We start from the raw sequence: 24,320 nt of genomic DNA on the forward strand, positions 1-24,320 counted from the left end.
CTGATAATGGCAACTCGCGCGCGTTGACCTATGCTTTGGATAGCACCCTGTAGATCCGCTCAGAGGTCTGTGCCATGAGTATTAAAACCAGAAAATACCTGATGATTTTCAGCCTGTGCGCACTCGCCAGCGCGCTGTACGGGGCTGCCGCCTACCGTGTGGAGCAAACGCGTCTGCAGCCGACCTTTGCGATCAGTTGCCATCAGGACCAATGTGTTCCGCGTACCGGCAGTTTCAGTGCCTTGCGCTAAAACCGCCCGCTCCCACAAAAGCCCGCGCTTACATTCAGCTTTGCGGCGCCTCGGCCTTCAGCTGTTCGCGAAACGCCTTGGGCGAAAACCCGACCCGTCGGCGAAACAGCCGTGAGAAGTTGGTCGGGTCGGAAAAGCCCAACACCTCCGACATTTCATTAATGGTCATGCTGGTGTAAGTCAGCAGACGCTTGGCTTCCAGCAACTGGCGGTCATGCATGATCTGCAGCGCAGGCTGCCCACCCAACTCCCGACATGTTCCGTTCAGGTGTGAGACCGAGATCCCCAGCTTGTGGGCCAGGTCCTCGATCTTCGGGTGTTCGCGGTAATGCTGCTCGACCAGTTGGGTAAAGCGCCGGAAGTATTCACGCCCCCTGGGCGCCCGAGGGTGGCGATGCTGGATGGCCTGGCGGCTGATCCACACCAGCAGCACGCTGACCAGCGCATGCATCATCATGTCTCGCGCTGGCTGGTCGTCGGCGTATTCATCCTGCAGACGGGCAAACTGACTGTTCAGGTAATCACTGTCTTTGCCTGCCGGGTAACTGCCCAATGCCTGCAAGCCGTCTACCGTTGCGCCCAGCTGTGCTTGCAGATGGCTGACCAGCGGCGCTGCGAGCGTCACGACATAGCCTTCAACATCCTCGGGAAAGCGAAACCCGTGCACGCACAACGGCGGCAATACCTGCAGGGTCGCTTCATTCAAGGTGGTGCGCTGGCCTTCGATTTCCAGCTGTGCCTGGCCTTTGTGCACGTAGAGCAGTTGGCACAGATCCGCGTGCCGGTGGGGTTGGATTTCCCACTGGTATTCCCGACTGCGCCGGGAAATGGTTTCACAGTGCAACAAATCGGGGGTCGGCCATTGCTGGTCTTCCCCGTAAAGCTTGAAGACCGGAATCGCGGTTTTGGTCATGGTTTCAATCCGATACGCAGGACAGTGGTGCGGTAATCGCCCCAATTGGCAAAAAGCGCAGGCTTTGGCTCAGTTTTCACCTTCTTATGCTGCTCGCTCAAGTGAAAAATGTCAGCAACAAGACCAATGACAACTCTTTCACCCTGTCCGTTCGGGTGGAACTTGCGGGCCATAAAAATAATGAAAACGCTGAAAACCCAAGTCGCCATCATCGGCGCCGGTCCCTCTGGACTGTTGCTCGGTCAACTGCTGCACAATGCGGGTATCGAGACCCTTATCCTAGAGCGCCAGAGCGCCGATTACGTGCAAGGGCGCATTCGTGCCGGGGTGCTGGAGCAAGGCATGGTCGACCTGTTGAGGCAGGCCGGCGTCAGCCAGCGAATGGACAGCGAAGGCCAGGTGCATAACGGATTCGAGCTGGCGCTGAACGGCCAGCTCACCCATATCGACCTCAAGGGCTTGACCGGCGGCCAGTCGGTGATGATCTACGGCCAGACCGAAGTCACCCGCGACCTGATGGCCGCGCGTGCCGCCGCTGGCGCCACCACTTTTTATGAAGCCCATAACGTGCAGCCCCACGGCCTTAAAAGTGATCGACCCTGGCTGACGTTTGAGCACCAGGATGAGGCGTTTCGCCTGGAGTGCGACTACATTGCCGGTTGCGACGGTTACCACGGCGTTGCGCGCCAATCGATCCCGGCCGAATCGCTCAAGGTCTTCGAGCGGGTCTACCCCTTCGGCTGGCTGGGTATACTGGCCGACACGCCGCCCGTGCACGCTGAGCTGGTGTACGCCAAGCACGCGCGCGGCTTTGCCTTGTGCAGCATGCGCTCGTCGACCCGCAGCCGCTATTACCTGCAAGTGCCGCTGGAAGAACCTATTGATGAATGGCCTGACGCCCGCTTCTGGGACGAGCTGAAAACCCGCCTGCCCAGCCACCTCGCCGAGAACCTGGTGACCGGTCCGTCGATCGAAAAAAGCATCGCGCCGCTGCGCAGTTTCGTGGTGGAACCGATGCAGTACGGCCGCCTGTTCCTGCTGGGTGACGCGGCGCATATCGTGCCGCCCACCGGCGCCAAGGGCTTGAACCTGGCGGCGAGTGACGTGAGCACACTGTATCGGATTCTGCTCAAGGTCTACGGCGAGGGGCGCGTGGACTTGCTGGAACGCTATTCCGCCATCTGCCTGCGGCGGGTGTGGAAGGCCGAGCGGTTTTCCTGGTGGATGACCTCGATGTTGCATCAATTTCCCGAGGCGGACGGTTTCAGCCAGCGCATTGCTGAGAGTGAGCTTGAGTACTTCATCCACTCCGAGGCGGGGCGCAAAACCATCGCAGAAAATTACGTCGGACTTCCTTACGAAGCTATCGAGTAGCCTGCTATCGTATCGAGCATTCCCGCGGGCCGACTTTCCCGCGGGCCCTGCTCGAAGGTCTTGCCGTGACGCACCTCAATCAGCCCGCTCCGCCGCTTCCCGCTGTGCGCAGTATCCTCGCCTCACTGATGATGGCGATCTTCCTTGGTGCCCTGGACCAGACCATTGTCGCAGTGTCCATGCCGGCCATTTCGGCGCAGTTCCACGACGTCAACCTGCTGGCCTGGGTGATTTCCGGCTACATGGTGGCGATGACCGTGGCCGTGCCGATCTACGGCAAGCTCGGCGACCTGTATGGGCGCCGGCCGATGATGCTGATCGGCATGGGCCTGTTCACCCTGGCGTCGCTGTTCTGCGGCATGGCGCAAAGCATGGAGCAACTGGTGCTGGCGCGGATCCTCCAGGGCATCGGCGCCGGCGGCATGATTTCGGTGAGCCAGGCGATCATTGGCGACATCATCCCGCCCCGTGAACGCGGACGCTACCAAGGCTATTTCAGCAGTATGTACGCGGTGGCCAGCGTGGCCGGGCCGGTCCTCGGCGGCTACATGACCGAGTACTTGTCGTGGCGCTGGGTATTTTTGATCAACCTGCCATTGGGCGCCGGCGCCTGGTACGTGGCCCATCGCACCCTGGTGGGGCTGCCGGTGCCGCAGCGCAAGCCGATCATCGATTACCTCGGCACTGTGCTGATGATCGTCGGCCTGACCGCGTTGCTGCTGGGCATCACCGAAATCGGCCAGGGCCATCATTGGCGTGACAATGAAGTACTGGGCCTGCTGGCGTGTTCGCTGCTGGCGTTGAGCCTGTTTGTCTGGCACGAACGCCGCGCGCGTGAGCCGTTGTTGCCGATGCATTTGTTCGCCAACCGCAGCGCGGTGTTGTGCTGGTGCACGATTTTCTTCACCAGCTTCCAGGCGATTTCCCTGACGGTGCTGATGCCGCTGCGTTATCAGACGGTGACCGGCTCAGGTGCCGACAGCGCCGCCCTGCACCTGCTGCCGCTGGCAATGGGCTTGCCGATGGGCGCCTATTTTGCCGGGCGCATGACCTCGGTGACCGGGCGTTATAAACCGATGATCCTCAGCGGCGCGCTGTTGAGCCCCTTTGCGATTCTCGGCATGGCCTTGAGCGCGCCTCAGGCGGTGGGGCTGACAGCCGTGTTTATGCTGCTGTGCGGGATCGCGGCCGGCATGCAATTTCCCACCTCGCTGGTGGGCACGCAAAACTCGGTGGAACAACGCGATATCGGCGTCGCTACCAGCACCACCAACCTGTTCCGTTCCCTCGGTGGGGCAGTGGGGGTGGCGTGCATGTCGGCGCTGTTGCTGGCGCTGTTGCAGGATTCCAGCTTCGCCCACCTGGCCAGCGGCGCGCTGGCCGTTGAAGGTAGCTCCGGTAATGTGTTGCTTGATGGCCTCAACGCGGCTCCCGGCCCGGCGCAGGACGCCTTGCGCGGGGAATTGGCGGTGACGTTCCGGCATTTGCTGATGGTGAGTGCGGCGGTGTCGTTGTTGGGCTTGGCGGCGGCGATTGCGATGCCCAACCGCGTGCTGCGCGGTCGCGAAGACAAGGCAAAATAACCGGCATGATGCAGTTCAAAATGTGGGAGCTGGCTTGCCTGCGATAGCGGTGGTTCAGCTTGCACAGCTGTTACTGATACACCGCTATCGCAGGCAAGCCAGCTCCCACAGGAGATTGCATTTCAAGTCCAATCAGGGGCTGTAGTAACCCACCGCCACCATGAAATGTCCGGCCTTGCGCACATACGCATGCTTGTTCTCGACCTTGCCGGTCACCGGGTTTTTCCAGCGGTATGTGTATTCACCCTGGTCCTGCTCGGCCATCAGCTTGAGGATCGGCTCGCCCACCGGCTTGCCGTCGGGGTCCTTGATCTTGCTGAAGTCGGTGTTGATCAGCCGCAGGGTGGTGCCGTGGGCCACGTAGCGTCGGGTATTGAGGTCGACGACAAACACGTAGAGGTCATCCTGCAAGAAGCCGCCTTGCAAGGAGTTGATCGCCTTGAGCGTGCCCGACTCATCCTTGAGCAATGCGTTCACCGCCTTGTTGCGCAGGGCGCGTGCCTGTTCCGGTGTGGCCCGCGGCAAGTAATAACCCACGGCCAGGATGCGTTCGCCCACGCGCTGGTAGAACACGTGCTTGTGCTCGACCTTGCCATCGTTCCAGTTCTGCCAGCGGTAATCGGCCTGCTGGATGCCCTGGCCTTCCGGCACCTTCAGCGCGTCTTTAAATGACTGGCGCAGATCCGGTCCCAGTACGTCGGACACATCGCGTCCGATCAAGGCGGAGGAGGGCCCGCCACTGGCCAGCAGCACGCCCTGGGTATCGACCACGAACACATAGCGATCCTGATCAATAAACTCCCCCTGGCGACTGAACGCAGCAAAGGCCTTGTCGCCGTTGCTCTGGTAGTAGGCCAAGGCTTTCTCCAGCAGCGCCTTGGCCGCCTGCGCATCCTCATCCTGAGCCGTCGCGGCATGCGCCTGGCTGAAACACAACAACAGCAGCCAGGTGATTCGAAGCAATCGCGTCATAACCTATCCCTCGTTTTTATTGATGTGACAAGAGCGTAGCTCAGGGCGCCGCCAGCCATTGACTGACGATGCCGTCATACACCCCGGTGGCCACGCTCAGGTGCAACCATTGGTCGACATAGCTTTTCCATGCCACATCGTCGCGGGGCAGCATGAAGGCTTTTTCGCTGTACTGCATCTGCCGCTCAGGGTTGACCGCGCACAGCCCTGGCTTGAGCTTTTGCTGGTAACGCGCTTCGCTGGCGTCGGTGATCATCACGTCGGCCTTGCCCGCCAGCAGTTCGTCGAAGATGGTCACGTTGTCATGCAAGCGGATTTGCGCCTGGCCCAAGTGGGCGCGCGCGAATATTTCGTTGGTGCCGCCGGCGGGCTCGATCACGCGGACCTGCGGTTGGTTGATCTGCTCGACGGTCTGATAACGCTGCACATCGGCGCAGCGCACCAGCGGGATCTTGCCGTCGACGCCGAGGGCCTGGCTGAAGAAAGCTTTTTTCTGGCGCTCCAGCGACACCGAAATGCCGCCCACGGCAATATCGCAGCGTTGGGCGAGGAAGTCCGGCATCAGGGTTTTCCAGGTGGTGGGCACCCACTGGATGTTGGCGTTGAGGCTCTTGGCCAGGGACTCGGCCATGGCGATGTCGATGCCTTCGTAGCTGCCATCGGCGCGCAGGGAGGTGTAGGGCTTGTAGTCGCCGGTGGTGCAGACGCTGAGCGTGCCGCGTTGGAGCACCTGGTCTAGACGCGAAGGGGCGACGTCGGCCAGGGCGCTGGTGGCCATACCTAATACACACAGGGCAAAAAGAGCTTTCATGCGGTCGAGTCCTTGGGGCATGGTCTTGGGCGGTCATTATTTCCAGCGTTGGGCAGTGTGGCAAGGCGCTGCGAATGTTTAGCCAAGTCGCAACCAAACTCCATCAACCCTGAATTTACCCACCTGTGCAGGCGTGTGAGGCTGGCCGCTATCTTCAGCACTGTGATCCCTGCATGGACGGCTCTCTCGACACCCACCCCGCGACACTGCCGTCCGATCTCGCGTTCTGGGCCTTGTTCCACTGCCGTCACGCACGCCCACCAGATACCTCATTCCTACGTTGATCCATCCCTTGGATGGCGTGCACCTGCGCGTCTGCTTTACACAAACGTATGAGAATGCCCATGAGTGTGTTTGCCTGCCTGAACGAAGCCCAGTCTTACCTCGAACACAACCCGGACATCGAAATGTTCGAGCTGTTTATCCTCGACAACAATGGTGTGCCACGCGGCAAATTGCTGCACCGCGATGAACTGCTGGCGGTGTACGAGAGCGGCCGGCCCTTGCCCAGCACTATCCTGGGCCTGACCATCAATGGCGACGACGTGGAAAACTCCGGGCTGGTGTGGGAGGTGGGCGATATCGACTGCCGCGCCTACCCGATCAGCGGCAGTTTGCATCGCATGCCGTGGCGTCTGATCCCGACGGCGGCGGTGCAGGTCAGCATGCACCCCACCGAAGGTCTGCCCGCCACCGTGGCTGATCCCCGGCATTTGCTGGCCAAAGTGATCGACGGGCTCAAGGCCGATGGTTATTACCCCGTGATGGCGGCGGAGTTGGAGTTTTACCTGCTTGACCAAAAACCCGACAGCAATGGCCGGCCACAACCGGCGCGGGATGTGGATGGCGGGCGCCCGCGTTCGACCCAGGTCTACGGCCTGCGCGAGCTGGAACAGATCGAGCCGTTCCTCGCCGACCTCTACAGCGCCTGTAAACTGCAAGGCATCCCGGCGCGCACGGCGATTTCCGAATACGCCCCCGGTCAAGTGGAAATCACCCTGGAACACCGTACCGACGCCCTGCAAGCCATGGATGAAGCGGTGCGCTATAAACGCTTGGTCAAGGGCGTGGCGCACAAACACGGGATGACCGCCTGCTTCATGGCCAAGCCGTTCGATGACTTGGCTGGCACTGGCATGCACATGCACGTGAGCCTGGCGGACGCCGCGGGCAATAACCTGTTCGCCAGCGAAGCCACTGACGGCACGCCGCTGCTGCGCCAGGCGGTGGGTGGCATGCTCAGCACCTTGATCGATTCGCTGTTGCTGTTCTGCCCCAATGCCAACTCTTACCGTCGCTTCCAAACCAACAGCTACGCGCCGCTGGCCGCCACTTGGGGCGTGGACAACCGCACCGTCAGCCTGCGCGTGCCTGGTGGGCCGGCCAACTCCCGGCATATCGAACACCGCATCTGCGGCGCCGACGCCAACCCTTACCTGGCGGCTGCCGCAATCCTGGCCGGCATCCACCGTGGCATCCGTGAACAGCGCGACCCCGGTGCTCCGGTGGAAGGCAACGGTTACGCCCAGGCCAAGGAGCTGCTGCCGACCGACTGGCTTACCACTCTGCGCGCGCTGGAAGGTTCAAGCTGGGCGCGGGAGGCATTTGGCAGTGAATTCCTCGGCGTGTACCTGGCGGTAAAACGCGCTGAGTATCGCCAGTTCATGGGCGAGGTAGGGGAGCAGGATTGGCGCTGGTATTTGCATCAGGCGTGAGCCGGTGACAGGGCGGTGGTGGCTTCGACCTTTTTTTCACGTTGTGGTGTTTAAGCTGCCAATCAAGGTCGTTCACTACTGTTCTACTTACATGAGCCCGCGATGCCGTCACCACCACCATCCTCCATCGAGATCGAATACGCCGAGCGCTGTGACCGTGAGCACGCTCGGGTTTGCGGCGATACGCGCCCGCCGGGACTGCGGCGACGCCTGGCGTCATGGCGCGACGAGTGGCTGGTGCGCCAGGCGTTGAAGGTCGCCGGTGAACCTGGGCTGGTGCTCGATCTGGCCTGCGGTTCCGGGCGTTTCTGGCCGGTGTTGGCCGAACACGTCAACCGGGTGATCCTGGCATCGGACAATTCCCAGGACATGCTCGACCACGCACGCAGTCACCACCCGGCGTCCTTGCTCAAACGAGTCAAGACGTTTCAGGGCTCGGCATTTTCAATCGGCTTGTCGGCGAACGCAGTGGACTGCATTTTCTGCCTGGAGTTGTTTCGCCATGTCCCCAGCAGTGAAGGGCGCTTGGCGTTACTGCGCGAATTTCACCGGGTCAGCCGCGACACGGTGATCGTTTCTGTCAATTCTCGTACCGCCGTAGAGGACGAGTTTCGGCAGGCCGGCTTCAAGGTCCTGAATTATCAGGAATTCATGCCAGGCTCAAGCGTGTGGCGGGTTTACGTACTGCGTAAGAGAGGATAAGTCCCGCCTGTCGGACTATTCTTCAAGTCTTGCCTGAGTTTTCATGGTCGCCTCTGCATTGCGGATGCTCGCAAGTCCCTTTCGCGATATATACTGCGCGCCATTCTTCAAGGGAGAGCCGTGTGGCCATCGATATTCACTGGATCTGCGACAACGATAGCCTCGGCCAGCATTGCGCCGAATGGCAGCAGTTGCCATTCGTCGCCCTCGACACCGAATTCATGCGGGTCGACACCTTTTATCCTATTGCCGGGCTGATCCAGATCGGTGATGGCGTGCGCGCTTACCTGATCGACCCCCTGACCATCGACAACTGGCAACCGTTGGCCGCCCTGCTGGAAAACCCGGCGGTGATCAAGGTGGTGCACGCTTGCAGCGAAGACCTGGAAGTGTTGCTGCGCCTGACCGGCAGCCTGCCTGTGCCGTTGTTCGATACCCAATTGGCTGCCGCTTATCTGAATCTTGGCTTCTCCATGGGGTATTCGCGCCTGGTGCAAGCCGTGCTGGATATCGAACTGCCCAAGGGCGAGACCCGTTCGGACTGGCTGCAGCGGCCGTTGTCCGAGACGCAGATCAGCTACGCCGCCGAAGACGCGCTGCACTTGGCCGAGGTGTACATCCGCCTGCGTCCGCAGTTGTCCGACGATAAATACGCCTGGGTGTTGGACGATGGTGCCGAATTGGTCGCCAACCTGCGCCGCGAAGTCGACCCTTACGAGGTGTACCGCGACGCCAAGCTGGCGTGGAAACTCTCACGTGCCCAACTCGCCGTGCTGCGTGAGCTGTGTGCCTGGCGCGAGCAGCAAGCCCGCGCCCGTGACCTGCCGCGCAACCGCATCATCCGCGAACACGCGTTGTGGCCCCTGGCCAAATCCCAGCCGGATAACCTCGCCGCCCTGGGCAAGATCGAAGACATGCACCCGCGCACCGTGCGTCAGGACGGCCCGTTTCTGCTCGACCTGATCAAACGTGCCGGCAGCGTGCCGATGGACCAATGGCCACCTGCCGTTGCCGAGCCTTTGCCGGTGGATGCCGCTGCATTGATCAAGCAACTGCGCGCCTTGGGCCAAACGTTCGCCGAGCGCCTGAACATGGCTCCGGAACTGATGCTGCGCAAGAAAACCCTCGAAGCCCTGGTCAAAAGTGGCTACCCCGATGGGCCTTATAAATTGCCAGACTCGCTGCGTGGCTGGCGCCGCGAGTTGATGGGCCAGGCGCTGCTCGACAGCCTGGCCACTGCCGGAGAACAGCCTTGAAACGTATTTGCTCCATCTATCGCAGCAAGAAAAAAGACGGGATGTACCTCTACGTGCTGAAAAGTGATGCTTTGGAGCGCGTGCCTGAACCCTTGATGGACGCCTTCGGCAAGGCGCATCACGCGTTTGACATGGTGCTGACGCCGGAGCGCAAACTGTCCCGTGAGGACATCGCCGTGGTCCTGGAAAACCTCGACAAGCAGGGTTACCACCTGCAAATGCCGCCGGCCGAGGACGAGTACATCGAACACTTGCCCGAAGAGCTGCTGCGCCGTAACGACCCGATGTGATCGGTGAGTGCCCTGTTCAGGGCACAGTCTTCAATGGAATCGTATAAGTGGGCGGTGGCCGTAAGGATGCGGGCGGCCGTCCGTATTGTTTTTGAAAGGTTTGAACCATGCGTGTTCTGATTGCTGAACAGGATCACCCGCTCTACGCTCGATTGCTGGGTGACCTGGCCCCGGACCTTGAGGTGCTGACCAGCGGCGACTCCGCCCAACTGTCGCGCCTGGCCGCCGATTGCCCGGTATGGCTCGGCCAGCCCGACCTGCTGGCGACGTTGTTGCGCCAGGGCCATCACCCGCAATGGCTGCAATCGACCTGGGCTGGCATTACGCCGCTGCTGGCCGAAGGCTTGCCGCGCGACTACCGCCTGACCCGCGCGGTCGGCATCTTTGGCCAGGTCATGGCTGAATTTGTCCTCACCTATATGCTCGGCCACGAGCGCGAAGTGTTGGCGCGCCTGGTCAGCCAGGTCGAGCGCAAGTGGGACAACCGCTTGGGCCAGAGCCTGGCGGGGCGTAAGGCGTTGATCGTCGGCACCGGCGACATCGGCCAGAGCGTTGCCGGGTTCCTCGTGCCGTTTGGCGTGAAGCTGTATGGCATCGCAAGCGAAGCGCGTGAGCGGGCACCGTTTCTCGAAGTGGCTGGGCTCGACCAACTGGGCCGGCTGGTGGGGGAGGTGGACTACGTGATCAACCTGCTGCCCAACACGCCGAATACGCATGATGTGTTCGACGCAGCGCTGTTCAAACAATTCAAGCCGACGGGGGTGTTTATCAACGTCGGGCGCGGTGTGGCGGTGGTCGATGCTGACTTGGTCGAGGCCTTGAAGGAAGGGCATTTGGCGGGCGCAGTGATCGATGTCTGCCGTCAGGAGCCGCTGCCCCAGCGTCATCCGTTCTGGACCGCCTGGGGGTTGTTGTTGACTGGGCACAGCTCGGCGCCGACTTCGCCGCCGATGATGGTGGCGCTGTTCCTGGAAAACCTGCGCGCGTATCAAGCAAAGACTGCGTTGCGCGGTGAAGTGAGTTTCGAGCGCGGTTACTGAGTCGACCTGCTACTCGAGCCACATCTGCCTTTAGATCTTGCCCCCGACATGAACCCTGACAGTTGCGCTGGAACCTCCTCACTGGGTTTGTACACCCAGTGAACGCCGAGGCTGCTAATCGCGTGCCCGGCAGGACGTTCCTTCAGCTATGGACAGGTGTGCACATGATCGCCAGCAATTCCTCACGCTCCAGTTTTCCCCACGCATCCATCTCGACACAACCACCAGCATCCATCGTCGACCCCGACGCAACGAGCGTGCCCGAACCTTCGGTGGCCCTGGCAACGCAGCCGACAGCACAGGCCCCGCGCCATGCGACGGCCCCACCGCTGGGTAATTTCGGCGGGGCGCTGGCCTGGCCAGTGCCTCTGTCCAAGTCCGACGAAGATGCGATTATCACACTGTTGCAGGACCCCGACGCCACTCTACCGGGGCTGCCGCTGGTGGATGCACGCAAGGGCGCATTGGGTTATTTGCTGAGTGGCAGTTCGGTCGCCAATGCTGACCTGAATACACCCGACATCACCCTGCAAAAACTGCTCGGATCCTCTAAGGCTCAGGCGTTAGGGCAGGCCCTGCAAACCCGGGTGAACGGCATTGCGACGGCCACCAGTTGCAACGACTATTTGCTGGCCGCCATCCACCTGGGCCTGGACCCGGAGCTGCGCGTTGCGCGCCCAAACAGCGTCGCCGGGTTTGATCTTGCGGCGCGCCAATATTGGGGCAAACCTGCGTCAGAGGTGATTGACGGGCTCAGTCGTCATCTGATCGAACAGGGCAGAGCCACGGTACAAACCGCGAACCTGGCAGCCTGCCTGCTGCTGGCCAGAACCGCCCCGGAGTTATTGGTCAAAGACGTTCCCGCCAGCGTGACCTACGGCAGCCTGCTGTGGACGCAACTGGTGATAGCCACGGCCAAGGTGGAAGCCGACTCGCCCGGACGTGCGCACACGATGAGCTACGCCGAAGTCGTGGCGCATGCCGATACCCTCACTGGGCGCGGGGTTGGCGTGCAAGCGGCCGAGCAACTGGCCCTCGTGAACTGGGGGGCGGCCAACGCATTGCTGAACGTCGCTTCAGCGATGCCCAGCGAAACCGAGATGGAGCGTGTACGCACACGTTATAACCGTCAACTCAGCACGCTGACGGACGCGTGTGCCGCGGTGCAAACGCCGATACCCAGCCGACGGGCCATGGCGCTTGCCACGCTCAAGGCGCACTTTCCAACGCTGGATCCGCAGGTATTCGAACTGCCCGCCTTACAAAAGGCCTGGCTTAAACCAGGAAGGCCGGGCGCGTTTCCCGGGCTGTATTCGATGCTCGATATCGTAATGGAAGGCGGCAAACTCAATGTCCAGGAGCATTGGTTGGCGCGGGATAAGCGGGTGCCGGGCGAGGTGTTCTGCCAGCTGTATGAAACCGGCCGGCTGGACGTCAACGATGCTTTCGGTGCGCAGTATGACAAGGCCATCGCGTCACACGAACGGGGTCACGCAGGCCTGGTCCAGTATCTGATTTCCACCCTGCCCGTGGAGGATAGAAACAACTTCGAATATGGTGCGCTCGAATTTTTTCGCACCGATCAATACAAAATAGCCGGGGATCTTTTTTCGCCGCAGGCCCTGCACACTCGCGGGCATACGCTGCAGGTGAAAACCACCCTGGATGGAGCGGTCAATATTTATGAGCTGGATACCAGAAATGGCAGCATCAAAAAACAGAACTATCTGATAGCCCGCTATACACCGCCCTATACGGCAAAAAACCTGGAGTCCCGAGACGCAAATATCGTCAGCAAGACCAGCCTGTTTGATCCACCACCCGGGCAGTACACCGAAAAGCCGCTGCCCTCCGTCCACCTGCAGTCCTATGGTTCCGGCCGCAGCAAAGCCATCGGCAAGGTATTCGTCAAGGCGCTGGGGTTGGGCAATGACGACCTGTTGCAACAGGCACGCGGCGTGACGTCATTTGATCAGGGCAGAGCCACCGACCAGGCCATCGGCGAGTTTTTCCTCAACCTCATCCCACTGCGATCGGCCATCGTCAACTTTATGAACGGCAGAGTCGCCGACGGCCTGTTTGATCTGAGCCTGGATGTAATGGGTCTTGTCACCTTGGGGGCGGGCAAGGCTGCGCAGGCCGGCAAGGCACTTTCGAAAGGTATCAGCACACTCGGCGGGTTGTCGAAGGTTGCGCGATTTGTGGGCGCCGCGGCGATCGAAATGTTCAACCCGTTCAACGGCCTGGGCGATTTGGCGATGGCGGGCGGGTACGCGCTGGGTACTGTCACGCGGTTGGCGTTCGCCAAGGGACGCGAAAGCGTGAACATGCTTCGCGGTGCAACGGGCAGTTATGACGTGCTCAAGGCCGCCAGCCAACAGCACGGCGTGGCAGCCACTGGGACGTTCAAGGCCGCAGGTCAGAGCATCGAAGGCGGCGCGGTGCTCAAAGACGGCAAATGGTATGGCCTGGATGCGCGCACGCTGCAGGCCTATGGCAGCCCGCTCGAAGGGTTTTCTCCCGCCACACGGGCCGTCGACGGCGTGATAGATGTAGCGCCGGGTAATGAATTGAGCAATGCGCGGTTTGCCAATTACGGCGTCGTCGAATCGAAAATAGCCGGGGTTTCGCGCAACGCCCAAGGGGTCTATGTGGGCGCCGACGGTCACCGTTCCCATATCCGCCATACCGACAGCAGCGGCGACACCGCCGTCTATGAAGTTCGCCAGGTGACTCGCACTGAAGAGGGCGTGGTGCAGGCGCGGATTTATCATAATAACCGGCAAACCGAGCTACTGGTCCAGCACGTACAGGGCGATCAATGGCAGCGTTTGACGGCGCGGGGCGGTAACGGGTCTTCCGTGAAAGCAGACCTGGGACCAGTGATTGGCGGCGGCGGCGAGAGCACTCTTTACGCAAGCCTGGATGGCAAAAGTGTTTACAAAGACCTTCACACGAAAGCCGCCACGAAGATCCCCGATTACGCCACTTCCGAGGCGCACCGCCTGAATACCTACTATGGTGCCGGTTTTGCAGAGGCCATGGTGGAGGACGGGCGCTCCTACATCAAAATGAAAAGACTGGATGGCATCGCACTGGATGATGTGCCCAAGCGCAGCTTGCCCCCAGTGGTCCGCATCTGGCTGGATGACGCGTTGAAAGGCATGGAAGACAAAGGGATCTACCATAACGATCTGCATTTGAATAACTTTCTGTACTCGTTGAAAGATAAAAAAGTCTATCCGGTGGACATTCAGTCACTGAGCCCGGAAGTGTTGGCGAGCGACAAGTTTCTGCATGACATGACCCTTAGTGATTACGCACGCAAAAAGGCTCAGTTGCAGAGGGACTTCAACGAACTCGTGCGTGCTGGCGACAGGTAATCACTATGAACATCATTGATTTCCCTTCTCGTCAGCAGCAGGTCATCTCGTCCAGCCCGGCGGTCCAACAGACGACGCAGCCGTCTGTGGACGTCGTCGGCAAAACCCATCGTGCCTCGACGTTACATGCGTCATTGGGCGACAAGGGAAACCTTGCAACGCTGGGCCTCAAGCTCTATGAGATCGCCGCACGCCTGGCCGAAAACCCCACTGCCGACATGATCAAGACCACACTTCAAACCACGCCTATGGCCGTGCGGCCTGAATCATCCGACGCCGCAGCACTGGGTAGTACGGTCAATCTCGCGGCATTTATTCAGGGCAAGGGACTGGGCTTGCCGTATAACCTGTTTTCGCTGACATCCCTGGCCGACGCAGTGAGCGACCGGGCCTTGCAGCACCCGCTTGGCAACTTGAGCGGCGCGCTCTCATGGCCGAATCCTTTGAGCCCGGATCAACAGGGCAGGATGCGCGACATCACCCAGCGGCATGATCATGCACAGGGTGAGCAGCCGCTGGTGATGCAGACCAAAGGGGTTCTGGACTTTCTCAGTTACCCCAAAACGCTTTCCCCTGATGAGTTGGTTGACCCGGTCAAGGCGCTGAACACGCTGATCGGCTCCGCCGCAGCGCAGCGCTTGGGGCAGACGCTGCAACACCGACTGGGTGGCATCGCCACCGAGAACAGCGCGAATGACTACCTGCTCGCGGCAATCAATCTGCACCTGGACCCTGAATCAATCTCCGCGCCGCACCGCAATAAAGTGGCCGGCTTTGACTTGATGCAAGAGCAACATTGGGGCGAGCCTGCCGCGGTGGTGGTCGAGGGCCTGCGCCAGCATCTGATCACCCAGCGCAAAAGCAGCCCGCTGATGGCCAACGCTGGCGCTTATTTGCTGTTGGCAAACAAGGCCCCCGAGTTTCTGGTCAAGGACCTGCCCGGCAACCTCACGTACGGCAGCCCGGCGTGGGTCAGCCTGTCGGTGGCGGCGGCGACGATTGAGGCACAGTCGCCGGGAACGGTTGCGAACATGACATTCGCCCAGGTCATGATCCGGGCAGAACATGCGGCCATGGTCGATCCCGTGATGACCGAACGTGCCCGCAAAACGGCGCTGGCAGATTGGGGCGTGGCCAATGGTGTGATCGACAGACGCGGCGATGATCAATACTCGAGCGAACAACTGGACAGTGTCAGGGCGACGTTCAATGTCCGGCTTGGTCAGCGCTTGTCGGCTTCACAGGCATTGAATCAAGCGATGCCGATGCGCCGAGACATCGCGCTGGCCAAACTCGTCGAGCGGTTTGGCGACCTTGGCGCGTTGTTTGAAGAGAAGCTGTTAGCCACGCACAACTACGCTGGGCCGGGGCATCGCACATCGCTGGTGGGGGACCATTCGTTGCTCGATATCGCAATGATGGATTTGCCCAGCCCGGCGCCATTCGTCTCGGCGGATAATCGCCTGCCGCTGGCAGCCTTGAATGCCAATCCCAGGTTTGGTGTGACCGAGGCGTTCGATCAGCAGTTCGACACATTCATCAGCGGCAAAAAATCCGCCATCGGCATTACGGTCAAACACCTCATTGCACAATTGCCTTTGGAGCATCGACGTAATTTCGAGTTCGGCAAAATCACCCTGTTTCAGCAGACTTCCCACACGCTTGGGCTGGATTTCACCTCAAAAACGCCAGGCCCGAAGCAACCGCGGTTGCTGGTAAAGACTGAGCGAAACGGCGTGGCCTCGGCGTATGAGATCGATTTTCACAACGGCACGGTACAACCTGCACAGCTCTACAAAGCCCGCGAGCAACGCTCAAGGGACGCCAATCGGGTACAGGAGACCAAGGTATTCACACCCGCCGAAGCCGTAGGCGAGCTAAGTCGCGAGCGGACCTCGGGAACGGCGCCGCCGGACAGTTTCAACAGTGCGCGAAGTGAAGCGATCGCTGCTGCATTCGTCGAACATCTGGCGCTGGACGACCCTGCCATCAAGGAAGAGGCCAGGGGCAAGACCACCGGAGACCGCCAGCATGACAGGGCCAAGGCGTTTGAAACGTTTTTGCTGAACCTGGTGCCGCTGCGAGCGGCCATTGTCAATTTCCAGAATGGCAACTACGGCGACGGCGCGATGGACCTTGCGTTGGATGTATTTGGTTTTCTCACGGCGGGCATGGCCACCGCCGGCAAAGTCGCCAAGATCGGCGCGACGGCCATTTCCACTGCAAGCAAAGCGCTGCGTGCGACCAAGGTAATCGGCACCGCTGCCATCGGTGCGTTCAATCCACTGGGCGGGTTTGGTGATCTAGCAGTGGGTAGCGTCAGCTTCGCGGTTGCAAAAGGCAGCGCCGCGATCAATCGGCTGCGGGGTGCCACGGGCAGCTATGACGTGCTCAAGGCCATGAGCAAAGACTATGACGCTGCGGCCATTGGCACGCTCAACGTGGCCGAACGTCGGGTGGTTGGCGCGGCGGTACTCAAGGACGGCCGCTGGTACGCGTTCGATGCCGACGTAATGCAACCTTACGGCCGCCCTCTCGAAGATTTCACCGCGCATACCCGGGCCGTGGACGGCGCAGTCAGCACGGCGCATATCGAGCACACCAGCGAATTGGATAATGCGCAGTATCGGCAATTCAAGGTGGCGGAGTCGAACCTGGATGGGCTGACGCGCAATAGCCAAGGGGTGTATGTCGCCGCCGATGGTCACCGTTCCCATATGCGCCATACCGACAGCAGCGGCGAAACCGCCGTCTATGAAGTTCGCCAGGTGACTCGCACTGAAGAGGGCGTGGTGCAGGCGCGGATTTATCACAATAACCGGCAAACCGAGCTACTGGTCCAGCATGTTCAGGATGACCAGTGGCAGCACCTCGCCGCGCTGGGCGGCGCCCACATTGACGCCACGCACCTGCGCGCATGGGAGGCGCTCTCCACCCAGGAGCAGCAGCGGCTCACGCTGAAGGGGTTTGCGAGGCAGCACCGCTTGAACCTGCCGACCCTGACGTATTACGTGCAGCCCGACGGGACGTTGAGTGCTGCAGGCGTGATCGTGCGCGACCGCGCGGCAGGTGCGCCCTCGCGCACGCTGACTCCCCACCATCTGCGTGATTGGCAGGGCATGACCCAACAAGCGCGGGATGCGGCAACCATGGAAGGATTCGCCAGCCTCCATCATCTTGATGTGGGCGACTTCAAATCCTGCGTCAAACACACCGGCGGCCTGCTGCCACGCGGCGAAGCGCTGTTGTTCAGGGCCGGCGGCGGCAAGTACAACCAGCTGACTGACGATCATTTGCTGAAGTGGCACCGGGTCTCCCGGCAACCGAACAATCGGGTGACCCAAGAGGCGTTCCGGCGACAACACACGCTCAATCCAGTGGACTGGAAAACTCATGTGTATAGCGATGGCTCCTTCAACACCTCGGGGGCGCGACGTCTGAGCAGGGCGCAGGAAAACCTGGCTACCCAGCCGGCTGCCAGGTTTCCTGCCCCAGGCGCGACGCGCAAACGGCCTGCACCGGATAACATGCCCCCGGCGCAGGATGCCCCACTGGATTTGTCCAAACCCGCCGACGGCGATCCTCCGGCCGCTGCGCCGATTATCAAGACCGAGCCGGAGGTTGTCCCGTTGTGCACGTTGGCGACTCATTCGGTGGATAATACGCTGCCGATTTTACAGGACCCGGCCAACCCAAGGCTCAGCCTGACCCAGGCGATTGAAGGGCCGATCGATGATATTCGCATTGCGCATTGGTATGGGTTGCTTGACGGGTTGGAGCCGGCGCAGAAAAAGGTGGTGGCCAACCGGATCAAAGACTCGATCAAGGACTGGCTGCGAAGCGAAGGCAGCCATGGGCCGCGTTTCGACCAGATGCTTGAAGTGGTGACGCCGCTGGATGACGGCGGGCCAGCCCGTGGTGCGTCGGTATGGGCGCGGCGAGACATCGCGCAATTCGAAGTGCTCGGCCCTTACGCCGGCAAATATCATGCAACCGACGCCTCCCTGTTTCAGGAGCAGCGCAAGCAAGGCTCGCGTGCAGTGCTGACGTACCTGTTCGGCACACGCTCGGGCACGCGCTCGGTGAGTGCCTTGAACAGCGGTAATACTCTGAGCCTGGTGAACACGTCACAATTGAGGAATGGGCCCGCTTGGCAGAGCAACAACGTGATTTCCATCGCCGTGGGCAAGAACCTGTCGTTTTATGTGGCGCTCAAGGACATCAAGGCCGGCGATGAGTTGTTGCTCGACTATGGCCCGCTCTACGACGTGACGCCGGGGTTAGTGCCCAAACAGGAACCTGCCGTCTGAGGTTGTGCGGCGAGACCTTCAAGGCTCGCCGCACAACAGGGTGCCGGGCTCAGAGGCTGAAATCACCCTCCGACACCAGCTCGCTCAACGGCCGGCGCGGACTCGGCGTTTCACGCCCTTGCAGGTAATCCGGCAAGGTCGATTTATCGCCCAGCTTGCCAACCGCCACGGCCGCATGCAGCGCATAACCGTCTGGAATCTTCAGCTCTTTGCGGGTCAGCTCCTGATCGAAGCCGGCCATGCCGTGGGTGTGCCAGCCGCTGATACTGGCTTGCAACGCCAGGTGGCCCCAGGCCGAACCGGTGTCGAAGGTGTGCCACAGCGCCGGGGTTTCTTCGGTGGCGCCGGGGGCGGTGAAGTCGGTTTTCGACGCGATGATCACCAGGGCCGACGCGTGTTGCGCCCAGCCACGGTTGAATTCATTCAGCAAACCCAGGAAACGTTCCCAGTCCGGCGTGTCGCGGCGCGCGTAAAGAAAACGCCATGGCTGCGAGTTGTAGGCGGACGGCGCCCAGCGCGCGGCTTCAAAGAAACTCAGCAGGGTTTCCTGGGAGATGGTTTCGCCGGTGAAGGCGCGGGGTGACCAGCGGTCGGTGAACTGGGGATCGATCGGATAGTCGGCAACACGTGTCATGGAGCAGTTCCTGATCGTCAATTCGGCGTTCAAGGCTACTGCGCGCTCACTAGACTGACAAGTGGTGTTAGACCGCCAGTCGTAAGCGCTTGGCCCCAGGGGCCGCGGGCACTAGACTGGCGGCCTTTTCACCTACCGATACTGATGTAGAGCCATGGCCGCCAAAGTCGAACCTTTCTGGATACGCAAAACCCTTGAACACCTCGATCAGGAGGAGTGGGAGTCGTTGTGCGACGGCTGTGGCCTGTGCTGCCTGCAAAAGCTCGAGGATGAAGACGACAACAGCGTCTATTACACGCGTATCGCCTGCAAACTGCTCGACCTGAAAACCTGCCAGTGCACCGACTACCCGAACCGCCGTGCATCGGTGCCGGACTGCATCCAGCTCACCCCGGGCCAGGCGGATCAGTTCAAATGGCTGCCGCCGACCTGCGGCTATCGCCTGGTCAGCGAACGCAAGGACCTGCCACTGTGGCACCACTTGGTCTGCGGCGACCGCGATGCTGTGCACCAAGAACGCATTTCCCAGTCCGGGCGCATGCTCAGCGAAGGCAGCGTGCCCGAGGACGACTGGGAGGATTACCTGATTTTTCGTGCCGGCTGAAAAGGAGTGTGTATGAAAGGGGGGCGGTTGGGGGTGAGCCTGGTAGTGCTGGCGCTGAGCATGCCAGCGTGGAGCGCGAAGAAAGTTGACTTGGATTATCACGTCAAACTCCTGCCCCAGAGCGATCAGGCCGAGGTGCGCGTAAGCCTGTCACAGGGCTCGGCAGTGCGCAGCCTGGACTTCGACCTCGGCCACGACGGTGACTACAGCGACTTCAAGGCCGATGGCCGATGGAGCATCACTGAGCACCGTGGCCTGTGGCAACCCAGCGCCAACAAGGCCAGCCTGACCTACCGCGTGCGCCTCACCCACGCGCGCAAGCCCGGCACCTATGAAGCGCGCATGACGCCGAGCTGGGCGCTGTTTCGCGGTGAGGACCTGGTGCCGACGGCGCGGCTCGACCAGCAAGACGGTGTCGAGTTGGTCTCCCGGCTGGTGTTCGAACTGCCGGCTGGCTGGAAAAGCGTCGAAACCGCATGGCCGCGTATCGGCAAGAACAAATTCCGCATTGATAACGTCTCCCGCCTGTTCGACCGGCCCACCGGCTGGATGCTCGCCGGCACCCTCGGCAGCCGTCGCGTGCGCCTGGGCGAGACTGAAGTCAGCGTGGCCTCGCCCAAGGGCCAGGCCATGCGGCGCATGGATGTGCTGACGTTGCTGACTTTTGTCTGGCCCCAAGTAGAAGCAGCATTCCCACGTCGTCCGGCCAAGCTGCTGGTGGTGGGCGCCAGTGACCCGATGCGCCGTGGCGCGCTCGCGGCGCGCGACTCGATTTACCTCAACAGCCGCACGTCGCTGGTCGGTGAGAACGGCATCAGCCCGTTGATCCGTGAAGTGGTGCAGGCGATTGGGCGCTTCAACGATCACGACGTCAGTGACTGGGTCAGCGAGGGTTTGGGCGAGTATTACGCGATCGAACTGCTGCGCCGAGCTGGAGGTATTACCGATGAGCGGTATGAGGCCATTCAGGCACGCCTGGCGAAGGAAGGCAAGGACGTGAACAGCCTGCGCGGCGAGCATGTCAGCGGCGCGACGGTGGCACGGGCGGTGGTGGTGTTACAGGAGTTGGATCGCGAGATTCGGGTGAAGACTCATAACAAACGGTCGCTGGATGACCTGGCTCAGGCGGTGATGCGCGCGAACAGCATCACCACTGCGGAGTTCGTAAAGCTGGCTGAGAGCATTACTGGCGAGCCCTCAGTGGTGCTGGACAGCAAATTATTGCGTTGACGCAAATCATTGTGGGAACTGGCCTGCCTGCTATAGCGGTCTATCAGCTACTGAACCAGCAACCTGACACACTGCTATCGCGGGCAAGCCCGCTTCCACATTCAACCGCGTTCGGCTGGACTACTTGGTTGCTTTTTCAGCCGCCACTTCCGCCTTGGCCTTCAAGTTCTGCAACTCTTGCCCGGCCCGCTCGATCTTCGCACGCACCGTGTTCATTTCCTGGCGGCCCTGTGCAAGTTTGTCCTTGAGCGAACTGTGCCCGGTGAACCCACGCGCCAGCGCCACGCCGCCGATCGCCACTTGGATCAAGCCGAAAATCCCGCCACGGCGCAGGCCTTTGCCCACCATCATCACGCCACCGGCCACCGAGCCGATGCGCTCCCAACCGTGCACGTTTTGCTGCGGCTGCGTTTCAAACGGGGCGTGTTCGATGATAGGACGCAAGGTTTTGCTGTCGCTCATGATCTGTCTCCAACGTGGGCTAGTGATATGTAGCTGACTGCTGGCACCTGCCGGATGTTCCGGAAAAATCAGTACTTGGGGCCCGAACGGGTGTTGTTGCCCTTGGCCAGTCGATCGTAGAGCACCACGTTGACGGTGGCGGCGAGGTTCATGCAGCCGGTGGTCGGGATGTAGACCACATCTTCGCACCAGTCGCGGATCTCTTTGTCGAGGGAGCCGTCTTCCGGCCCGAAGATGTACAGCGCGCGGTCGGGGTGGGTGTATTCAGGCAGCGCGCGAGCACCTTCCACCAGCTCCACGGCGACAGGGATGCAGCCCAGCGGCAGGATCTTTTTCAGGTCATCGATGCCGATCAGCGGAATGTCGTGGTGGACTTTCTTGGTGTCGGTGATGAAATCCCGGGCGCGCGCGTAGCGCACGCCGGTGTAGAACACCGAGGCCACGCCGTAGCAGCCGGCGGCACGCATGACCGAGCCGACGTTTTCGGGGGATTTGGGGTTATACAGACCGATGCAGCTGTAGCGTTTATTGCCCACGGGGAAGGGTGCCTTAAAAAGGCAGCATTATAGCGGCAAGCTACAAGCTGCAAGTTAAAAGCGGAGCGGCTTTTTCTTGCAGCTTGATGCTTTCAGCCGTCTTTCTTCATAAGGCCAGCCAACGCCGCAAACGGGTTATGCGTCGCCTTGGCAATTGTCGGGCTGCTGGTGGAGCCTTCGCCGAAGTACTGCTGGTCGGTGTAGCGCGAGTGTTCGTTGTCGTGGCAGTACAGGCACAGCAACTCCCAGTTGGAACCGTCCTGGGGATTGTCATCATGATTGTGGTTGCGGTGGTGTACGGTCAGCTCACTCAGGCGTTTGCCGGCGAACTCACGGGCGCAGCGGCCGCACACGTGGGGGTACATTTTCAAGGCTTTGTCGCGATAGCCCATTTCCCGGTCGCGCTGGGCATCGGCGAGGATACGATCCAGCTTGGCGGTGTGGGAGGGCGGATTGGTCGAGCTCATCATGGCTCCTGGCTATTGGGTGGTTCACGGATAAGGTTGATTCTAGCCGCTTGCGTTGTAAATGACCGCTTCACTTTGTCGATAAGGAGCTCAATATCATGCGTCTGCAATCATGGACTGTTGCGTTGTTGCTGTGTGGGGTGGTTGCCCAGGCCCAAGCGTTCTCCACGCCAAAACCCGGCCAAGTGATCGAGGTTGCACTCGAACACTTGCACCCGACCCAGGCCGTGGTGGGCTTCGACCAGATCTACTACAGCCTCGGGCTGTTTGCCGACAAACCCGCCAAGGTCTTCGATGAGTACTGCGAAACCAACGGCCAGGGCGAAGCAGACAAGGTGCCCAAGGACGCAGACCTGCACAAAGCCTCCAGGTTCACCTGCAAGGACCCGGTGGGCACCCATCCCGAGGACATGAAAACCGTGGTGGTCGGTCCCGCTGGCCAGCTGTACCTGACCGACGGTCACCACAGTTTCACCACTTTATGGGAAGTGCCCGGCGGTGGCCCTCGGTTGAAGATGTGGGTCAAGGTTACCGACGACTTTAGCAACAGCCCGACTTTAGCGAGCTTCTGGCGGCGGATGGAGGCAGCGCGCAAAGTCTGGCTCAAGGACAACAGGGGGCAGACGCTGCCGCCCGAGCAGTTGCCCGCGCACCTGGGCTTCAAAAACCTGCAGGACGACACCTTCCGCAGCCTGGTGTATTTCACCCGCAAGGCGGCCTATGGCAAGCCCGAGGCTGGGGAGATCGCGCCGGAGTTCCTGGAGTTTTACTGGGGCAACTGGTTGCGTACGCAGATTGACCTGGCCGCGTTCAACCTGAACAAGAAAGGCGGCTACAAAGACGCGATTGAGGCTGTAGCCAAGCGCATGGTCAGCCTGGCGCCGGGGTCGCAGGTCGGGGATAGCGGTTTTACCTCTCATCAGTTGGGAGGCATGACCAGGCTCGACCGGGATGAGCTGGAAAAGACCTTCGACAAAAAAGTGCCGTATGTGATCGATTACCGCAATTCTCGAAACTAATGCTGATCAAAACTGTGGGAGCGGGCTTGCTCGCTCCCACATTAGATCTGCGGTGTGATCAACCCTTGAGCTTCTCCGCAATCCAGATGGTGTGCCGGGTGCCCTTGTTGCCATGGGCAAACACCTGCACTTCCTCGGCTTTGAAACCGGCCTTGCGCAGTTTGTCGCTGAACAGCTTGTCGGCGCTGGCCGACCATACGGCCAGCACGCCTTTGGGGCGCAGGGCCTTGGCGCAGGCGGCCAGGCCTCCGGCGGAGTACAGCCAGCTGTTGGCTTTTTGCGTGAGGCCTTCGGGGCCGTTGTCGACGTCCAGCATGATCGCGTCAAAGCCCTGGGGCTCGGCTTGCAGCACCTTGGCTACATCTTCCATACGGATCACCGTGCGCGGGTCCAGTAGCGGGCGGCCGGATTTTTCTCCCAGCGGCCCACGGTTCCATTCCACGACGCCCGGCACCAACTCCGCAACAACCACTTCGGCGGTTTTGCCCAGGTGCTTTAGGGCTGAAGCCAGGGTAAACCCCATGCCCAACCCGCCGATCAATACCCGCGAATCCGGGCGACCGGCGACTTTGCAGCAGGGGATTTGCGCCAAGGCATCTTCGGAACCGTGCATACGCGTGTTCATCAACTGGCCGCCGTCACCGCCCTGGATCTTGATGACAAAATCTTCACCGTATTCGAACAGGCACAAGGCACCGCCGTTGTCGGGGATCGGGGTGGTGTCGAGCAGAACGAAACGTTTCATGGAAATCTCATTGGGAAGGGCAT

At 60.8% G+C, this 24,320-nt stretch carries 22 protein-coding genes; 13 read left to right on the forward strand and 9 right to left on the reverse strand.

Going from position 1 to position 24,320, the window contains the following annotated elements:
• The first annotated feature begins 74 nt into the window (after window positions 1-74).
• Complete coding sequence (locus AACY36_RS11505) at window positions 75-251, forward strand: hypothetical protein (protein ID WP_339414912.1); 177 nt, start codon at window positions 75-77, stop codon at window positions 249-251.
• Window positions 252-285: 34 nt separating this feature from the next.
• Here AACY36_RS11505 and AACY36_RS11510 read toward each other — a convergent pair whose 3' ends face one another.
• Together AACY36_RS11510 and AACY36_RS11515 are read right to left on the reverse strand one after the other, a co-directional pair.
• On the reverse strand, window positions 286-1,164 hold the full coding sequence (locus AACY36_RS11510; protein ID WP_339414911.1) for a helix-turn-helix domain-containing protein: 879 nt from the start codon (window positions 1,162-1,164) through the stop codon (window positions 286-288).
• A complete protein-coding gene (locus AACY36_RS11515) occupies window positions 1,161-1,376 on the reverse strand; it encodes a hypothetical protein (protein ID WP_339414910.1) in 216 nt (71 codons plus the stop codon). The genes AACY36_RS11510 and AACY36_RS11515 overlap by 4 nt, the downstream gene beginning before the upstream one ends.
• Between AACY36_RS11515 and pobA the strand changes: the two genes are divergently transcribed.
• Both pobA and AACY36_RS11525 read left to right on the forward strand, forming a co-directional pair.
• Window positions 1,354-2,538, forward strand: coding sequence for a 4-hydroxybenzoate 3-monooxygenase (pobA, locus tag AACY36_RS11520; protein ID WP_339415047.1), 1,185 nt, complete (start codon window positions 1,354-1,356; stop codon window positions 2,536-2,538). The genes AACY36_RS11515 and pobA overlap by 23 nt on opposite strands.
• 65 nt (window positions 2,539-2,603) lie before the next feature.
• Window positions 2,604-4,121 carry an MDR family MFS transporter gene (locus AACY36_RS11525; RefSeq protein ID WP_339414909.1) on the forward strand — a complete coding sequence of 506 codons (1,518 nt, stop codon included), beginning with the start codon at window positions 2,604-2,606 and terminating at the stop codon, window positions 4,119-4,121.
• A gap of 132 nt (window positions 4,122-4,253) precedes the next feature.
• Here AACY36_RS11525 and AACY36_RS11530 read toward each other — a convergent pair whose 3' ends face one another.
• On the reverse strand, window positions 4,254-5,093 hold the full coding sequence (locus AACY36_RS11530) for a cache domain-containing protein (RefSeq protein WP_339414908.1): 840 nt from the start codon (window positions 5,091-5,093) through the stop codon (window positions 4,254-4,256).
• Window positions 5,094-5,133: 40 nt separating this feature from the next.
• Complete coding sequence (locus AACY36_RS11535) at window positions 5,134-5,904, reverse strand: transporter substrate-binding domain-containing protein (protein ID WP_339414907.1); 771 nt, start codon at window positions 5,902-5,904, stop codon at window positions 5,134-5,136.
• A gap of 344 nt (window positions 5,905-6,248) precedes the next feature.
• Here AACY36_RS11535 and AACY36_RS11540 point away from each other — a divergent pair, with 344 nt between their 5' ends.
• From AACY36_RS11540 to AACY36_RS11570, 7 genes are all read left to right on the forward strand, one after another.
• Window positions 6,249-7,619, forward strand: coding sequence for a glutamine synthetase family protein (locus AACY36_RS11540; RefSeq protein ID WP_339456439.1), 1,371 nt, complete (start codon window positions 6,249-6,251; stop codon window positions 7,617-7,619).
• Window positions 7,620-7,721: 102 nt separating this feature from the next.
• Window positions 7,722-8,321, forward strand: coding sequence for a class I SAM-dependent methyltransferase (locus AACY36_RS11545; protein ID WP_339438721.1), 600 nt, complete (start codon window positions 7,722-7,724; stop codon window positions 8,319-8,321).
• A gap of 122 nt (window positions 8,322-8,443) precedes the next feature.
• Window positions 8,444-9,577, forward strand: a complete 1,134-nt coding sequence (gene rnd, locus AACY36_RS11550) for a ribonuclease D (RefSeq protein ID WP_339493333.1) — start codon at window positions 8,444-8,446, stop codon at window positions 9,575-9,577.
• On the forward strand, window positions 9,574-9,867 hold the full coding sequence (locus AACY36_RS11555; protein WP_069022347.1) for a YcgL domain-containing protein: 294 nt from the start codon (window positions 9,574-9,576) through the stop codon (window positions 9,865-9,867). Before rnd ends, AACY36_RS11555 begins: the two co-directional genes overlap by 4 nt.
• 107 nt (window positions 9,868-9,974) lie before the next feature.
• On the forward strand, window positions 9,975-10,907 hold the full coding sequence (locus AACY36_RS11560) for a D-2-hydroxyacid dehydrogenase (RefSeq protein WP_339493334.1): 933 nt from the start codon (window positions 9,975-9,977) through the stop codon (window positions 10,905-10,907).
• A gap of 164 nt (window positions 10,908-11,071) precedes the next feature.
• Window positions 11,072-14,290 carry an OspG family effector kinase gene (locus AACY36_RS11565; protein WP_339493335.1) on the forward strand — a complete coding sequence of 1,073 codons (3,219 nt, stop codon included), beginning with the start codon at window positions 11,072-11,074 and terminating at the stop codon, window positions 14,288-14,290.
• Window positions 14,291-14,295: 5 nt separating this feature from the next.
• The gene (locus tag AACY36_RS11570) at window positions 14,296-18,600 is read left to right on the forward strand and encodes an SET domain-containing protein-lysine N-methyltransferase (protein ID WP_339414901.1); all 4,305 of its coding nucleotides are present in this window, start codon (window positions 14,296-14,298) and stop codon (window positions 18,598-18,600) included.
• A 49-nt stretch (window positions 18,601-18,649) separates the two neighbouring features.
• On the opposite strand, the gene AACY36_RS11575 is transcribed toward AACY36_RS11570, so the two are convergent.
• A complete protein-coding gene (locus AACY36_RS11575; RefSeq protein WP_339414900.1) occupies window positions 18,650-19,234 on the reverse strand; it encodes a nitroreductase family protein in 585 nt (194 codons plus the stop codon).
• A gap of 154 nt (window positions 19,235-19,388) precedes the next feature.
• Between AACY36_RS11575 and AACY36_RS11580 the strand changes: the two genes are divergently transcribed.
• Together AACY36_RS11580 and AACY36_RS11585 are read left to right on the forward strand one after the other, a co-directional pair.
• Window positions 19,389-19,838 (forward strand): YcgN family cysteine cluster protein, encoded by a 450-nt coding sequence (locus AACY36_RS11580; protein WP_049709459.1) that lies wholly within the window; start codon window positions 19,389-19,391, stop codon window positions 19,836-19,838.
• Between the two features lie 12 nt (window positions 19,839-19,850).
• Entirely contained in the window at window positions 19,851-21,068 is a 1,218-nt protein-coding gene (locus tag AACY36_RS11585; protein WP_339414899.1) for a hypothetical protein, read from the forward strand.
• Window positions 21,069-21,188: 120 nt separating this feature from the next.
• Here AACY36_RS11585 and AACY36_RS11590 read toward each other — a convergent pair whose 3' ends face one another.
• The 3 genes from AACY36_RS11590 to AACY36_RS11600 form a co-directional block, all read right to left on the reverse strand.
• Window positions 21,189-21,530: a YgaP family membrane protein gene (locus AACY36_RS11590; protein WP_339414898.1), complete on the reverse strand. Its 342-nt coding sequence runs from the start codon at window positions 21,528-21,530 to the stop codon at window positions 21,189-21,191.
• Between the two features lie 68 nt (window positions 21,531-21,598).
• Complete coding sequence (locus AACY36_RS11595) at window positions 21,599-22,066, reverse strand: RNA methyltransferase (protein ID WP_339414897.1); 468 nt, start codon at window positions 22,064-22,066, stop codon at window positions 21,599-21,601.
• Between the two features lie 92 nt (window positions 22,067-22,158).
• On the reverse strand, window positions 22,159-22,533 hold the full coding sequence (locus AACY36_RS11600) for a YajD family HNH nuclease (RefSeq protein WP_057723014.1): 375 nt from the start codon (window positions 22,531-22,533) through the stop codon (window positions 22,159-22,161).
• Window positions 22,534-22,631: 98 nt separating this feature from the next.
• Between AACY36_RS11600 and AACY36_RS11605 the strand changes: the two genes are divergently transcribed.
• Window positions 22,632-23,552, forward strand: a complete 921-nt coding sequence (locus tag AACY36_RS11605; protein WP_339497082.1) for a ParB/Srx family N-terminal domain-containing protein — start codon at window positions 22,632-22,634, stop codon at window positions 23,550-23,552.
• Window positions 23,553-23,610: 58 nt separating this feature from the next.
• Here AACY36_RS11605 and AACY36_RS11610 read toward each other — a convergent pair whose 3' ends face one another.
• Window positions 23,611-24,297, reverse strand: coding sequence for a spermidine synthase (locus tag AACY36_RS11610; RefSeq protein ID WP_339414895.1), 687 nt, complete (start codon window positions 24,295-24,297; stop codon window positions 23,611-23,613).
• Window positions 24,298-24,320 lie beyond the last annotated feature (23 nt).

This window comes from Pseudomonas sp. EA_15y_Pfl1_P101, assembly GCF_963970835.1.
Lineage (GTDB): Bacteria > Pseudomonadota > Gammaproteobacteria > Pseudomonadales > Pseudomonadaceae > Aquipseudomonas > Aquipseudomonas tritici.

Coding starts and splice junctions, on each gene's coding strand:
- AACY36_RS11560 (WP_339493334.1), top strand. CDS start 9,975: ATGCGTGTTCTGATTGCTGAACAGGATCACCCGCTCTACGCTCGATTG.
- AACY36_RS11535 (WP_339414907.1), bottom strand. CDS start 5,904: ATGAAAGCTCTTTTTGCCCTGTGTGTATTAGGTATGGCCACCAGCGCC.
- AACY36_RS11575 (WP_339414900.1), bottom strand. CDS start 19,234: ATGACACGTGTTGCCGACTATCCGATCGATCCCCAGTTCACCGACCGC.
- AACY36_RS11580 (WP_049709459.1), top strand. CDS start 19,389: ATGGCCGCCAAAGTCGAACCTTTCTGGATACGCAAAACCCTTGAACAC.
- AACY36_RS11515 (WP_339414910.1), bottom strand. CDS start 1,376: ATGATGGCGACTTGGGTTTTCAGCGTTTTCATTATTTTTATGGCCCGC.
- AACY36_RS11530 (WP_339414908.1), bottom strand. CDS start 5,093: ATGACGCGATTGCTTCGAATCACCTGGCTGCTGTTGTTGTGTTTCAGC.
- AACY36_RS11600 (WP_057723014.1), bottom strand. CDS start 22,533: ATGAGCTCGACCAATCCGCCCTCCCACACCGCCAAGCTGGATCGTATC.
- AACY36_RS11570 (WP_339414901.1), top strand. CDS start 14,296: ATGAACATCATTGATTTCCCTTCTCGTCAGCAGCAGGTCATCTCGTCC.
- AACY36_RS11585 (WP_339414899.1), top strand. CDS start 19,851: ATGAAAGGGGGGCGGTTGGGGGTGAGCCTGGTAGTGCTGGCGCTGAGC.
- AACY36_RS11540 (WP_339456439.1), top strand. CDS start 6,249: ATGAGTGTGTTTGCCTGCCTGAACGAAGCCCAGTCTTACCTCGAACAC.
- AACY36_RS11545 (WP_339438721.1), top strand. CDS start 7,722: ATGCCGTCACCACCACCATCCTCCATCGAGATCGAATACGCCGAGCGC.
- AACY36_RS11590 (WP_339414898.1), bottom strand. CDS start 21,530: ATGAGCGACAGCAAAACCTTGCGTCCTATCATCGAACACGCCCCGTTT.
- AACY36_RS11510 (WP_339414911.1), bottom strand. CDS start 1,164: ATGACCAAAACCGCGATTCCGGTCTTCAAGCTTTACGGGGAAGACCAG.
- AACY36_RS11610 (WP_339414895.1), bottom strand. CDS start 24,297: ATGAAACGTTTCGTTCTGCTCGACACCACCCCGATCCCCGACAACGGC.
- AACY36_RS11565 (WP_339493335.1), top strand. CDS start 11,072: ATGATCGCCAGCAATTCCTCACGCTCCAGTTTTCCCCACGCATCCATC.
- AACY36_RS11505 (WP_339414912.1), top strand. CDS start 75: ATGAGTATTAAAACCAGAAAATACCTGATGATTTTCAGCCTGTGCGCA.
- AACY36_RS11605 (WP_339497082.1), top strand. CDS start 22,632: ATGCGTCTGCAATCATGGACTGTTGCGTTGTTGCTGTGTGGGGTGGTT.